Annotated in this window: 12 protein-coding genes; 4 read left to right on the forward strand and 8 right to left on the reverse strand. The window is 62.9% G+C overall.

Annotation, left to right across the window (positions count from 1 at the left end; all coding sequences use genetic code 11):
- Positions 1-8: 8 nt before the first annotated feature.
- The 8 genes from OQ460_RS02930 to cbiE form a co-directional block, all read right to left on the reverse strand.
- On the reverse strand, positions 9-2,114 hold the full coding sequence (locus tag OQ460_RS02930; RefSeq protein ID WP_410020416.1) for a TonB-dependent receptor: 2,106 nt from the start codon (positions 2,112-2,114) through the stop codon (positions 9-11).
- Between the two features lie 150 nt (positions 2,115-2,264).
- A complete protein-coding gene (locus OQ460_RS02935) occupies positions 2,265-3,647 on the reverse strand; it encodes a PepSY-associated TM helix domain-containing protein (protein ID WP_410020417.1) in 1,383 nt (460 codons plus the stop codon).
- Between the two features lie 121 nt (positions 3,648-3,768).
- The gene (locus OQ460_RS02940) at positions 3,769-5,844 is read right to left on the reverse strand and encodes a TonB-dependent copper receptor (protein ID WP_410020418.1); all 2,076 of its coding nucleotides are present in this window, start codon (positions 5,842-5,844) and stop codon (positions 3,769-3,771) included.
- A 93-nt stretch (positions 5,845-5,937) separates the two neighbouring features.
- Complete coding sequence (locus OQ460_RS02945; protein WP_410020419.1) at positions 5,938-6,315, reverse strand: DUF2946 domain-containing protein; 378 nt, start codon at positions 6,313-6,315, stop codon at positions 5,938-5,940.
- Positions 6,316-6,381: 66 nt separating this feature from the next.
- Entirely contained in the window at positions 6,382-6,864 is a 483-nt protein-coding gene (locus tag OQ460_RS02950; protein ID WP_410020420.1) for a copper chaperone PCu(A)C, read from the reverse strand.
- A gap of 45 nt (positions 6,865-6,909) precedes the next feature.
- Positions 6,910-7,302: a DUF2946 domain-containing protein gene (locus OQ460_RS02955; RefSeq protein WP_410020421.1), complete on the reverse strand. Its 393-nt coding sequence runs from the start codon at positions 7,300-7,302 to the stop codon at positions 6,910-6,912.
- A 181-nt stretch (positions 7,303-7,483) separates the two neighbouring features.
- On the reverse strand, positions 7,484-8,209 hold the full coding sequence (locus OQ460_RS02960) for a cobalt-precorrin-6A reductase (RefSeq protein WP_410020422.1): 726 nt from the start codon (positions 8,207-8,209) through the stop codon (positions 7,484-7,486).
- Complete coding sequence (gene cbiE, locus OQ460_RS02965; RefSeq protein WP_410020423.1) at positions 8,206-9,411, reverse strand: precorrin-6y C5,15-methyltransferase (decarboxylating) subunit CbiE; 1,206 nt, start codon at positions 9,409-9,411, stop codon at positions 8,206-8,208. The genes OQ460_RS02960 and cbiE overlap by 4 nt, the downstream gene beginning before the upstream one ends.
- Before the next feature lie 110 nt (positions 9,412-9,521).
- Between cbiE and cobG the strand changes: the two genes are divergently transcribed.
- The 4 genes from cobG to cobJ are packed head-to-tail and all read left to right on the forward strand — an operon-like array spanning position 9,522 to position 13,819.
- Positions 9,522-10,826 (forward strand): precorrin-3B synthase, encoded by a 1,305-nt coding sequence (gene cobG, locus OQ460_RS02970; RefSeq protein WP_410021914.1) that lies wholly within the window; start codon positions 9,522-9,524, stop codon positions 10,824-10,826.
- Positions 10,819-11,445, forward strand: a complete 627-nt coding sequence (locus OQ460_RS02975; protein ID WP_410020424.1) for a precorrin-8X methylmutase — start codon at positions 10,819-10,821, stop codon at positions 11,443-11,445. Before cobG ends, OQ460_RS02975 begins: the two co-directional genes overlap by 8 nt.
- Positions 11,442-12,176, forward strand: a complete 735-nt coding sequence (locus OQ460_RS02980; RefSeq protein WP_410020425.1) for a precorrin-2 C(20)-methyltransferase — start codon at positions 11,442-11,444, stop codon at positions 12,174-12,176. The genes OQ460_RS02975 and OQ460_RS02980 overlap by 4 nt, the downstream gene beginning before the upstream one ends.
- Positions 12,176-13,819, forward strand: a complete 1,644-nt coding sequence (gene cobJ / locus OQ460_RS02985; protein ID WP_410020426.1) for a precorrin-3B C(17)-methyltransferase — start codon at positions 12,176-12,178, stop codon at positions 13,817-13,819. The genes OQ460_RS02980 and cobJ overlap by 1 nt, the downstream gene beginning before the upstream one ends.
- Positions 13,820-14,004: the final 185 nt, after the last annotated feature.

The raw sequence follows: 14,004 nt of genomic DNA on the forward strand, positions 1-14,004 counted from the left end.
AGGGCTCATCAAAAGGTGTAGTCGGCGGTGACAAACAACGAGCGCGGCTCGCCCAGGATCCATTGTTGGCCGTCATTGTATTGGCTGACGGCGTAGGTTCGGTCGAACAGGTTATTCAATTGCAGGCCCAATGTCGTGTTGCGCATGGCTTTCCACGACAGGGTGGCGTCGACCACGGTGTAGCTGGGTAATTCGTTCTGGTTGGCGGTGTCGGCGTAACGCGCATCGACATAACGCACGCCGCCGCCGGCGCGGATGTCATCGCTCACGGCTTTGCTCAGCCACAGATTGGCGGTGCGCCGTGGCACATCGGCCGGGCGGTTGCCGTCGCGGGACACCTGCTGGTTATTGACCACTTGCGAGAAATCATCGTACCGCGCCCGCACAATCGCCGCGTTGGCTTGCAGTTGCCAGGCGTTCGGCAGTTGCAGGTCAAGGCTGGCTTCCAGGCCGTTGGAGGATTGTTGGCCGACCTGCTCCTTGAGTTGCACGGCGCCCGGCACGTCGATCAACAGCTTCTTCTTGACGATGTGGTAGGCCGCCAGCGTCCACTCGCCGCGCTGATCCCAGAACGTCTGCTTGATGCCGATCTCGGTTTGCCTGGCGCTCGCCAGGTCGAACTGCTGTTGGCTCGGGCTCAGGGAGATCAAGCCGCCGACGCCGTCGGTGCTGGTAGCGTACTGGCCGTAGAGCGAGGTGTCCGGGGTCACGGCGAACACCAGGCCGGCTTTCCAGTTGTTGCCGGTCAGGGTCTTGTCGCTTTGGCCTGCTTTGGTCAGGTCATCGCGGTCTACATGCACATAGTCGCGGCGGATGCCGGTGACCAGGGACAGTTGCTCGGTCAGTTGCAGACGGTTTTCGGCAAAGGCCGAGAACTGTTTGCTGGTGGTCTGGAACTGTGGCTGGTGAACGTCTTTGCTTTCAAAAGGGGCGGGTGCCGGATGATGTACGTCGAGCGGTTGGCCGTCCTTGAGCACATCGTTAAATGGCGAGTTGCTGTTGAGCTGGAAGCGAATGCGGTTGTATTCCACCCCGGTCACGGTCTGGCTGTCGAGGCCGAACAGGCTGTGCTGGAAGGTAAAGGTCTGGCGGTCGCCGACCTGTTCCTGGTTGTGCTTGATGCCGTAGAAACCGCTGCGGGTCAGTTGCCCTGCGCTGAAGTTGTAGTTCTCGGCGTTCTGCCAGCGGCGCTGGGCCTTGAGGTAGTACAGCTCGTTGGTGGCGCTTGTGTTGTCGTTGATCTGCCATTGGCTGGTCAGGCGCGTCCACTGGTCGTTGTAGTGTTGGGTATCGTTGCTGACGTTGTAGTTTTTGTCCCGCAGGCCTTTGTGCAACTGGCCGTTGATCAGCGGGGTGCCGAAGTAGTTTTGCGGACGCTGGTCGCCATAATCGTGGGCCAGGGTGAAGCTCAGGTTATCGGCTGCCTCCCAGCGCAGGGCGGCGCTGACGAAATCGCTGGCCGAGTCGCCGCGGTCGATAAAGCCGTTGCTGCGCAGGCGGTTGAGGTTGAGGCGATAACTCACGGTATCGGTCAGCGAACCGCCGCTGTCCAGGGCCTGTTGCTGGCGATCATGGGAACCGTAGCCGAGGCGGATGTGGTTTTCGATCTCGCCTGCGAAAGGTTTTTTCGCGAGGGTGTTGATGACCGCGCCGGTGGCGCCTTCGCCGTACAGCACCGAGGCCGGACCGCGCAGCACGTCCACGCGCTCGACCGCCCAGGTGTCGACCGGAAACGTCGAGGTGCCCATGCCGGTGTACATGCGATTGCCGTCGTACAACTGCATTACCGAACCCTGGCCGGTAAACCCCCGCGCTTGCAGCGAGGTGCCTCCATCGCCTGGGGTGCCGGTGCGACTGATGCCGGTGGCGCGGGAAACAGCGTCCTGTACGCTGGCGTCGCCGCGCTCGCGGATCTGCGCGCCGGTCTGGCTTTGGACGCTGCCCGGGGTTTGCAGGGCCGTGAGATTCAGGCGCGAGCCGGCGGTGGTCGGGGTCTTCAGGTCGATAGAGGTGTCGACCTCCGGAGCCGTAACGGGGCTGGCGGGCAAGGTCAACGCCTGGGCGCTGCTGTGCAGCGCGAGCAGGCACAGGCCAGACGCAAGGTAGTTGTTCATCGGACGTTCAATCGCTTATTCGAGGCGTTACTCGCCGCAGGGGCGACGAGCAGGAAGTGCAAGAAGTGTTATAAGTTAACACTTATTGCACTGAGGTTGAAAGCCCGCGCAAGACTACACAGTGCCTCTAAGTTGGGCATCTCGACCCTCTCATGAGGAAAGTGAGGCGGATTCACGTTGGCCAAACAGCCGTGAAAGCACCAGGCGGTCCAGCACCCACACCAGCACCAGCGACAAGCCCACCAACGGGAAAACGATGGCCAGGCCAAGCATGACCAGCATCGCGGTTTTCCACTTCGGCAGATCATGACGCAACGGCGGTACGCCCAGCCCGCCTTGAGGCCTGCGCTTCCACCAGATCACCACGCCACTGACGGCGCTGAGCAGGATCATCAGGCAGATCAGCAGCACGATCAGCTGGTTTACCCAACCGAACATCTTGCCTTCATGCAGCATCACGCCGGTCTCGGTGGCACGCGCGACCATGTTGTAGTGCTCCCAGCGCACGTCGGCCAGAACCTTGCCGGTGTACTGATCCACATGCAGGGTGGCGTCGTTGCGCGGGTCATTGGCGAACACCGCGATGGTGAACACGCCTTCGGCGGTGGTAGGGAAGGTGATGCTGTAGCCGGGTTCGACCTTGCGGGCGGTCGCCAGCTCCACCAGCTGTTGCAGGCGCACGGTCGGCGCGGCAGGAGCCGAGTGCATGGCGCCGTGGTTCATGTGTCCGGCATGGTCGCCGGACATCGGCATGGGTGTGTTTTCCAGCGCCCAGGGTACGGTCTGCTGGCTTGCCGTATTAAGCACCCGCGCCTGCTGATCGGACTGCGGCACGTTATTCCACATCGCCGCCGGAAAGGTGTTCCACAGGTCTGCGTATTGCTTGCCCCAGAATCCGGTCCAAGTCATGCCGCTGAGCAGCATCACCAGCAGGAAGGCCGCGCCCCAGAAACCAGCCACCACATGCAAGTCCCGCCAGAACAGCCGACCGCGACTGTTCAGGCGTGGCCACAACACCCCGGCCGGTGACTTGCCGCGTGGCCACCACAGGTACAGGCCCGACACCACCAGCATCACGCCCCAGCCGGCAGCCAACTCCACCAGGCGATCGCCAACGGTGCCGATCATCAGCTCGCCGTGCAACGCGCGGGCGATGGCTTGCAGGTTATATTTCGCATCCTGTTCTCCGAGCACGGTGCCGCGATACGGGTCGACGAATACCGTCACCTCGTTGCCTGCGCTGTGCATGACAAATTGTGCGCTGCTGCTGGCGTCGACCGGTGGCAGATATTTGCTGATCGTGCCCTGTGGGTAGGCGGACTTGGCTCGTTGCAGCAATTGGTCGGCGCTCAGCGTTTGCTCGGCCGGCTGCACGTCGAGCAGGTCGCCGTACATCAATGGGTCGAGCTGGGGCTTGAACAGGTAGATGATGCCAGTCAGCGCCAGCAACACCATGAAGGGCGCTACGAACAGCCCGGCGTAGAAATGCCAGCGCCAGGCCAGGTTGTAGAAGGAAATCTTTTGAGTGCTCATTAGGTGGTCCGCAAGGCTTTAGTTTTTTGTGTTAGTCAGGCCGCCATCGGGAGCAAGCCTCCTTCCACATTTGAGTGTGCTCACAACTCAAAATGTGAGAGAGGGCTTGCTCCCGATGCTTTTAGAAGCTCATGTCGACTCTGGTCCAGAGCGTGCGCCCCGGTTCGTTGATCGCTTGTGGGTCATCAGCCGGGTAGCCGAAGCCAGCGTTGCCGGCCAGGTTCAGATGCTCGGCGTAAGCCTTGCCGAACAAGTTGTCGACACCGGTGCTGACTTTGAAATTCTTGTTGATGCGGTACGCCGCGTTCAGGGAGAACACGCCAAAGCCGCCGCTCTTGTCGAAGTCCTTGCCGACCACGTTGCCCTTGTTCTGGTCGATGCGGTTTTGTGCCGCGACCACACGCCACAAGGCGCCGGTGCTCCACTCGTCTTCGCTGTAGGTCAGGCCGAATCGCGCATCCAGTGGCGGCATCTGTGGCAGGGCCTTGCCGTCGCTACTGTTCTTGCCCCAGGCATACGCCAGGGTGGCGTCGGCCTTCCAGTTGGATGTCAGTTTGTAGGCGGCGCCCAGTTCACCACCCATGATCCGCGCGTCAATGTTCTGCGCATGGGAGGTCATGCCCATCATGCCGGGGGTGTAGTTGAACAAAATATAGTCGCGTACCTGGCCCACATAACCCGAGGCCCAGGCTTCCAACCCGGCGGTCTTGTATTGCAGGCCGAAGTCCAGTTGGGTGGTTTTTTCCGGCTTTATCGAATCGAAGGCATTTACAGATCCCGAAGGGCCATTTTTCGGCGAAAACAGTTCCCAGTAGTCCGGGAAGCGTTGTGCGTGGCCGATCCCTGCGTAGAGGGTGGTGGGGCTGTCGGCCAGGTCGTGCTCATAGCGCACGAAGCCGGACGGCAAGGTGTCGGCGCGGGTGTTGCCGGCGGTAGGATTGGGGCGGGCCATCATTCCCGAGCCGGTGCTCTGGCGAAAATCCTTGGCCGAAGCACGATCCAGGCGCGCGCCGCTGATCAGGCGATCATTGTCGGCGGCGTACCAGGTCAGCTCGCCAAACACGCCGTAGTTGTGAAAGTCGGCGTCCTTGTTGCGCGGCAGGTTTTTGTAGGTGTCCACGCCCGCGCTGTTGCGCTGGCGATGCTCATTGGCCTGCGCGTCGATGCCGCCGATCAGTTGCAGATCGGCCCAGCGCCAGGTCGCCTTGATTCGTGCACCGAGGGTGCGGCGGTCGACGTTGGAGGCCATGGGGCCAGCCATCATCCCGGTGCCCGAGGGCGTGCGCAGGCTGTAGTTATCCATCACGTGATCGGCGTAGTTGTAGTAGACCTGGGCCTCGACCTTGTCCAGGACCTCGCCGATGTTGGATTTTTCGAAGCGCAGGCCCAGGCTTTCGCGCAAGAACTGCGAACCATCCATGCCCCGCCCGGCGTAGCGCGCTTGACCATCGCCCCGCCCGGCTGTGAGTTCGAGCAGGGTGTCGGCGTCGGGCGTCCAGCCGAGGGCGATATCACCGTTCCATTTGTCGTAGCGCGAGCCGACGGTGTCGTTGTTGCCATCCTTGTAGTCATCGGCGTGAGCCTGGTTGCCGATCACCCGGATGTACCCCAACGAGCCGCCGGCTGCGGCGTCCAGCACTTTGTCGAAGCGCCCGTTGGAGCCCGCCAGGATGCTGGCATTGACCCGTGTGCCCAACTCGCCGAACTGCTCCGGTTCGCGGTCGAACAGCACGGTGCCGGCCGACGCTCCCGGGCCCCAGAGTACGGTCTGGGGGCCTTTGATTACGGTCAGTTTGTCGTAGGTCTGCGGGGAGATATAGGAAGTAGGCGCGTCCATTCGGCCCGGGCAAGCGCCGAGCATCATGCTGCCATTGGTGAGGATATTCAGTCGCGAGCCGAACATGCCGCGCAGCACCGGGTCGCCGTTGGTTCCGCCGTTACGCACCAGGGCGAAGCCGGGAATGGTCTTGAGGTAGTCGCCACCGTCACTGGCCGGCACCGGTTGGCGCGGGTCCTTGGGGTTGGTGACAACCGTGAGCGGGGAACTGGGGGCTACGGCGGTGATGACCGTCGGGCGCAGCTCATTGCTGTGCTCGGCGTGCTCGTCGGCGTCGGCGTGTGGCACCAACAGCGCGCCACACAGAACGACGAGTACAGGGGTTGATCCCATACGGGTGTCAGCAGGAAACCTGGACATGAAAAATTCCATCAATCAGTCGTAAACAACACGGCCAGCAGCTTGCGGCTGTCTGTTTAAAGTCGGCCGTGCGAAGTTGTTTTGATCCGTTGCCTACGAGATGACGGGTGGAGCACGGCTGCGGGCGCCGGGGAAGATACTCTGCCGGGCATGGCCCAGGCGCGGTGCAGGGATCAGGCCAGTGGCCGGCGGCGGGGTGCCAAGGGTGATGAACGAGACGCTGCCAGGCAAGGTCGGGCAACTGAACAGCAGGCTGCAATAGCCGCATTTTTCCCACAGTACGTGGTCGGCGGCGGGGGCCTTTTGGTGTTCGGCAGGGTGCTGGGGCGCGCCATGGCAGACCTCGTCCATGTTCATTTGCATGGACATGCCGGCGTGATGGTCCATCGGCATCGCTTGGGAAATCAGCGGTCCGATAAAGATCATCAGCATGGCGAACAGGCTGATCCAACTGCCGCGGGCAAGCCTCAAGGGCGTGCGGCGGCGTCTGGTTGACCTGTTGGCTGGAGCACTCACAAGAGGGCTGGCCCGGGATTGCTACTGGGCGTGTTTATGCTCGTGACTGGCCGTTGGTGGCGCTTTCTGTACCGATACCTTCACCTCGACAGGGCCTGCCTTTTCGAAGTTCAGGGTCAGTGGGAACTGCTGGCCATCGCGCAACTGGCTGCGGTCATTGAGGCCCAGCAGCATGACGTGGTAGGCCATGGGCGCGAACGTCAGATTACCCTTGGCCGGCACGGCAACGCTGGGCACTTGTTGCATTTTCATCAGGTCGCCCTGCATCACGTGCTCATGCAGTTCGGCTTTCTTTGCCACTGGCGTATCGACGCTGAGCAGCCGGTCTGGTGTCTCGCCCTGGTTGTGAATCACAAAGTAGGCAGCAACCGTCGGCGCATTGGGCGGCAACTCCTGTGACCAGGGATCGCTGACCAACAGGTCGCCGGCCTTGTAGTCGTCGGCATTGGCGGCATTGAAAATCGGCAGCAGCAAGGCCGCCAGAAGCAGGGAAGATTTAAGCATGGCAGTTCTCCAGAACGATTCAGACGCAGGTCGATTGCGAAGTGATCAAGCCGTTGGAGAGGCACGGGGATTAAGGCTTGGCCATTGCTGGCGCGGCGTAGGGGATTGCAACGACGGCGGCGGCAGGCTCGGCACCGTGTCAAAACGCGTGATATACAGTTGCGGCACGTGCCCCGGCAGCGCCACCGACGGCGCCGAGCCCGAACAGCACCAGCAATGCTGCATGTTGGAATGTTCGTCCGGTTGCGGTTCTGGCAGATCCAGTTTGGCCAGGGACACCGCCAGCGCACTGCCATTGGATGAACAGAAACTGCCCCACATCCATTGCTGCGCAGGGTCGTTGCCTTGCTGCATCGCCCCGGCCAGCGGCATGGCAAACGCGTTGAACAGCACTGCAAGGCAGGCAATCCAGGCAAATGCAAAGCGTTGACGGGCCATGGCGGACTATCCGTAGGGTTAAACGATTAGGTGGGTATTTAGCCTGATCGGGTGGGATAAGTAAAAAGTGCCGGTGTGGTTTGGTGTCGCAGTGCTATTAGCTTAGACCTTTTCTACCTCAATCATCGGTCGGCCTGAAGGTAATAGATAGGTTACTTTTCCTGCGGGCAACGATCCCGACTTATTGAGTGAAACTTGCCAAGGCAACGAACATTTCTTCTTGCGTCAAAAACTCCCGATCCACTTCCGCCAGGCCCGGCCGCCGTAAAATCAGCACCGGTACCCCTCGCTCGCGTGCCACTTCAAGCTTGGGCTCCGTGGCGCTGCTGCCGCTGTTCTTGCTGATCAGAACGTCAATCTGGCGGCGCTCGAACAGGGTGCGTTCCTCCTCAATCAGAAACGGCCCACGGGCGCCGATCACTTCACAGCGGGCGTTGCCCGGATACAGGTCCAGGGCGCGCAAGGTCCAGAACTGGCCGGCGGGGATTTCGTCGAGGTGTTGCAGCGGTTCGCGGCCCAGGGTGAACAGCGGGCGCTTGAAAGGCTGGAGCGCTTGCATCAACCCAGTCCAATCGCTGACTTCGTGCCAGTCATCCCCGGCCTGTGGCTGCCACGCCGGGCGCCGCAGCGCCCAGCAGGGGATGGCGCACAGTTGCGCCGCACGGGCGGCGTTGGCGCTGATTTGTGCGGCGTAGGGGTGAGTGGCGTCCAGCACCAGGTCGATGCCTTCGTCACGGATAAACTGCGCCAGGCCCTCGGCCCCCCCGTAGCCACCAACCCGGACCTGACAGGTCAGGTCCGTGGGCACGCGGCCGATGCCGGCCAGGCTGTAGATGTGTTGCGGGCCCAGGGTGCGGGCGATAGCCAGGGCCTCGGTGACGCCGCCCAGTAACAGGATGCGTTTCATTGGGGCTTGGTCACTTCAAGCAGGGTAATGGGCAGCGCCTGGCGCCAGGTGTCGAACTCGCCCAGCGGCTGGGCCTGGGCGACATGGATGCGGGTCAACTCGCCGCCGTGGCGGGTGCGCCAGTCCATCAGGGTCATCTCGCTTTGCAGGGTTACGGCATTGGCCACCAGCCGCCCGCCCGGGCGCAGGTGTTGCCAGCACGTATCGAGCACGCCGGCGCGGGTCACGCCGCCGCCGATAAAGATCGCATCAGGCGCTTCAAGCCCTTCGAGGGCCTGGGGCGCGCTACCGCGAATCAACTGCAGGCCGGGTACGCCGAGGGCGTCGCGGTTATGTTCGATCAACTGCTGGCGTCCTTCGTCTGCTTCAATCGCCAGGGCACGGCAACTGGGGTGCGCGCGCATCCACTCGATGCCGATCGAGCCGCTGCCGGCGCCGACGTCCCACAGCAGTTCGCCAGGTGTCGGGGCGAGACGCGCGAGGGTCATGGCGCGTACATCGCGCTTGGTCAGTTGACCGTCATGCTTGAAGGCGCAATCCGCAAGGCCGGCCAGGCGTGACAGGCGCACCGTGTCGGGGTGCGCGATGCAATCGATGGCCATCAGGTTCAAGGCGGCAATGGGCGGGTCTTGCCAGTTTTCGGCAATACCATCGAGACGCCGCTCAGATGCGCCGCCCAAGTGTTCAAACACGCTCACGCGACTCGGGCCAAAACCTCTTGCGTGCAACAGCGCAGCGATCGCGGCCGGGCTTTGGCCGTCGTTGCTCAGCACCAGCAACCGCACGCCGCTGGCCAGATGGGCATTAAGGGCCGCCAACGGACGCGCCACGACAGAGAGCGTCACCACGTCCTGCAACGGCCAGCCGAGGCGCGCTGCTGCCAGCGACACCGATGAAGGCGCCGGCAGGATCAGCAACTCGTCGGCCGCGACTTGCCGCGCCAGGCTGGCGCCAACTCCATAGAACATCGGGTCGCCGCTGGCCAGCACGCACACCGGTTCCAAACGCCGTGCCAGCAGCGGCTCCAGGGAAAACGGGCTGGGCCAGAGTTCGCGCTCGCCGCGAATGCACGCCGGCAGCAAATCCAGCTGGCGCTGGCTGCCAACGATCCGCGAAGCGCGCAACAATGCGTGCCGGGCATTTCTACCCAGCCCCTTGAAGCCGTCTTCACCGATGCCTACAACCGTGAGCCAGGGCGACATATTGATTCCTTGAGCGACATCCGACGGGCAGGCTTTTCATGCCGTCGGACAAAGCAGGCATAATACCGCGCCTTTACCCGTGAACCGGTAGCCCCGTGAAACCACTGCCACTGTCCAATACATTGCGTCCCTCGGGTTGTCCGGGGTTGCTGCGTATTGTCCAGGCGCTGGACGGCGGGATTTGCCGGATCAAACTGGCCGGCGGCGCAATCCGCGCGGAACAGGCGCTGGCGGTGGCAAACGCGGCCCGCCGCCACGCTGGCGGGGTGATCGAGGCGACTAATCGCGCCAACCTGCAGATTCGTGGTATCGGCCCGGAGCACGACGGCCTGGTCGCGCAGCTGCTGGCCGCAGGCCTGGGGCCGACCACCGCCGGTGGTGATGATGTGCGCAACCTGATGCTCAGTCCCAGCGCCGGTATCGATCGCGACCTGTTGTTCGACACCCGCCCGCTCGCCGACCAGATTCTCGCCACCTTGCAAACCCGTTCGCGCTTGCATCAATTGTCGGCCAAGTTCGCCGTGCAACTGGATGGCGCAGAAGCGTTGGCGATGCTCGAACATCATCATGACCTGTGGCTGTCAGCCTATGAGGCGAACGGCGAAACCCTGCTGGCGTTCGGTCTGGCGGGTTGCCCCGGGCGTGACAAACCCGTGGCGGCGGTAACCCTGGATCAAGGCTATGAGTTGGTGGTCGCGGTGCTGGAGTTGTTTCTCGACCTGGCCAGCCCCGAGCAGAACCGCATGCGCGACCTGCTGGCTGAAACACCTGTGGATAACTTTATTGCGCGGCTGACCTTGCCGCTGCGGCCCGTCGACGCCTATTGCCGGCGCGATAATCCGGCAGCATTGCGCCTGGGAACTTATCCCCAGCGCCAGGAAAATCAGCTCTACGTGGCCGCGCTCGCTCCCCTGGGCCGCTTGAGCTCGACGATGCTTGAAGGTGCCGCGCAATTGGCCGTTGACCATGGCGATGGCACGTTGCGCTTTACCCCGTGGCAAGGCCTGCTGCTGCCCAACCTGACGGTGGACGACGCCGTCCGCGTCACTGAGGGCCTGGCCCGTTTGGGCTTTCTCTGTTCTGCCGACCAGGCGCTGACACGGATGATCGCCTGCACCGGTTCCAGTGGTTGTGCCAAGGCCCACGCCGACACCAAGGCCGACGCCCGGCACCTGGCCGCGCTGCTGCAGGGCGAGGGCGAGGGACATGATGTCCATCTGTCCGGCTGCCCACGCACTTGCGCTGCGGCCCACACCGCTGCGGTCACCTTGCTGGCGGTGAGCCCCGGTTACTACGACGTCTATTTTCGCGATGCAGCCGAGCCGGGTTTCGGTCGCCTGCATGCGCGTACTCTTTCTATTGAAGCGGTGGGCGCCCTGTTACGTGCCCATCCACGGAGCAACACCGATGATTGATTACATCCGCGACGGTCAGGAGATCTATCGCAACTCCTTTGCGATCATTCGCGCAGAGGCCAAGCTCGATCGTATCCCGGCCGACCTGGAAAAACTCGCCGTGCGGGTGATTCATGCCTGCGGGATGGTCGAGGCCATCGACGGCCTGCAGTTTTCCGAAGGTGCCGGCAAGGCGGGCCGTGAGGCTCTGGCTGCAGGTGCGCCGATCCTGTGCGATGCGCGGATGGTCTCCGAAGGCGTGACACGTGCCCGTCTGCCGGCCAACAACCCGGTGATCTGCACCTTGCGCGACGACAGCGTGCCAGCGCTGGCCCAGGAGCTGGGCAATACCCGTTCCGCAGCCGCCCTGCAATTGTGGCTCCCGTATCTGGAAGGTAGCGTGGTGGTGATCGGCAACGCGCCCACGGCGCTGTTCTATTTGCTCGAAATGCTTGATGCCGGTGCACCAAAGCCAGCGCTGATCCTTGGATTTCCGGTGGGGTTTGTCGGTGCCGCCGAATCCAAGGCGATGCTTGCTGCCGATAGCCGTGGCGTACCGTTTGTGATCATGCAAGGTCGCCTGGGCGGCAGCGCCATGGCGGCCGCAGCTGTCAACGCCCTGGCCACGGAGATCGAATGATGCAGGCTCGTGGACGGTTGATTGGCCTGGGCGTAGGCCCCGGCGACCCGGAGTTGATCACCCTCAAGGCGCTGCGCCTGTTGCGCGAATCGCCGGTAGTGGCGTATTTCGTGGCCAAGGGCAAGAAGGGCAACGCATTCGGCATTATCGAAGAGCACTTGGTGTCCGAGCAGACGTTGATGCCGCTGGTCTACCCGGTAACCACCGAAGCATTGCCAGCGCCGTTGTCTTACGAACAGGTGATCAGTGATTTCTACGACGGCGCCAGTGTCGACGTGGCGGCGCATCTGGACGCCGGGCGTGACGTGGCGGTGATCTGTGAGGGCGATCCGTTCTTCTACGGCTCCTATATGTACCTGCATGACCGTCTGGCCGAGCGCTACGACGCTCAGGTCATCCCCGGGGTGTGCTCGATGCTTGGTGGCGCCTCGGTGCTGGGCGCTCCGCTGGTGTATCGCAATCAGAGCCTGTCGGTGCTGTCCGGGGTGCTGCCCCATGAGGAGCTCAAGCGCCGCCTGGCGGATGCCGATGCGGCGGTGATCATGAAGCTGGGGCGCAACTTTCCCAAGGTGCGCCAGGTGTTGGAGGAACTGGGGCTGGCGGGGCGCGCGTTGTATGTCGAGCGCGCCACCATGGCCAATCAGAAGATCGTGCCGCTGGCGCAGGTCGAACCGATGTCCTCGCCGTATTTCTCGTTGATCATCGTTCCCGGTGAAAGGTGGCAAGGTTGATGACTCCCGCGATTGTCATTCTGGGCCAGGGCAGCCTCGCCACTGCCCGAACGATTCAGCAGGTCTACCCCCACGCACTGATTCACGGCCTGGTCGGTCGGGTTGCCGGTGCTGATCGGGGCTATAGCGAATTTGGCGCCACCCTGCGCGAGTTGTATCAGCAGGGCTCGCCGATCATTGCCTTGTGCGCCGCCGGTATCGTGATCCGCACGTTGGCGCCATTGCTGCTGGAAAAAGGGGCGGAACCTGCAGTGCTGGCCGTCGCCGAAGACGGCAGCGCGGTGGTGCCGTTGCTCGGCGGGCTGGGTGGGGTGAACGTGATGGCGCGGGAGATTGCCGCAGCCCTGGGCACTGCCGCCGCCGTTACCACCAGCGGTGAACTGCGCTTCGGCACCTGCCTGCTCAACCCGCCCAGTGGCTATCAGTTGGCCGACCTTGAGCTGGGCAAGCGTTTTGTCTCAGACCTGCTGGCCGGTGAAAGCGTGCGTATCGAAGGCGCGGCGCCCTGGCTGGACCAGGCCAATCTGCCGCAGGATCAGCAGGCTCGCCTGACGATTCATGTAGGCAACGCCGAGCGCGCTCCGGCGGCCAATGAGTTGCTGATCTATCCGCAAAACGTGTGGGTGACGTGCCGCCCCGGCGCGCAATTGGCGGCACGGGTCAAGGATGCCTTGCAACAGGATGGGATCGCCATGCAATGCCTGGCGTGCCTGCTTGCAGACGACGCCGATATGGCCGACCCGCAGTTGCATGCCGCTGCGCAGGCGTTGGGCGTGCCTCTGCGTTTTGCGGCGCTGGCGGGCGAACAGGCTGCCGACATCGTGATCAACTCATCGCCCGAGCCCGTGCAACTGTCACAGATCGGCCGCTGCCGTGGTCGCCTCGCCGTCATCGGCCTGGGTCCTGGCGCTGCCGAACTGATGGTGCCGGCGGTCAAGGCCGAACTGGCCCGTTGCAACGATGTGCTGGGCTACGAAACCTACGTGCGCATGGCCGGACCCTTTCGCGCTGATCAGGTCCAGCATTGCACCGACAACCGCGAAGAAATGCAGCGTGCCCGACATGCCTTTGAGCTGGCAGCCCAGGGACGTTCTGTCGTGGTGGTGTCTTCCGGTGATCCGGGTGTGTTCGCGATGGCCGCTGCGGTGCTGGAGGCATTGCACGAGTCCAGTGATCCGGCCTGGCATCGAGTCGACCTGGAGATCCTGCCGGGCGTCTCGGCGTCCCTGGCTACGGCCGCCCAGGCGGGGGCTCCACTGGGACATGACTTCTGCGTGATGTCACTGTCTGACAATCTCAAGCCCTGGTCGATCATCGAGAAGCGCCTGGACCTGGCGTCCCAGGCCGACCTTGCGCTGGCGTTCTACAATCCGATCTCCCGTTCGCGTCCATGGCAATTGGGGCGTGCCCTGGAAATCGTGGCGCAACATCGTACCCAGGCAACACCAGTGGTGCTGGGGCGGGATATCGGGCGTCCGGGCCAGACGCTGCGTACCACCACCTTGGGCGAATTGACCACGGATCAGGTGGATATGCGCACCATGGTGCTGATTGGCTCGTCCACCACCTGTGTGTTTCCCCGGAACGGTGGCGGTGATTGGGTGTACACCCCGCGTTGGTACGGTGAAAAGCCCGTTTCGTGACATGCCAGCGGCCTCGCAAGGGGGTCGCTGAAGTCTGAAAAGAGCAACGCCTGGCGCACGACGGCTCCGCTTTCCTGGCGGTTAGGACGACGTATCGGCATGGAATTTTCTGCTCTTGCCGAAGAATGGAAGCGTGCCGCTATCCGCCTCCGTGCAATACCCAGTGTTTAGGCAGGCTGGCTGTC

Source organism: Pseudomonas imrae (assembly GCF_046352735.2).
In the GTDB taxonomy this organism is placed as follows: Bacteria; Pseudomonadota; Gammaproteobacteria; order Pseudomonadales; family Pseudomonadaceae; genus Aquipseudomonas; species Aquipseudomonas imrae.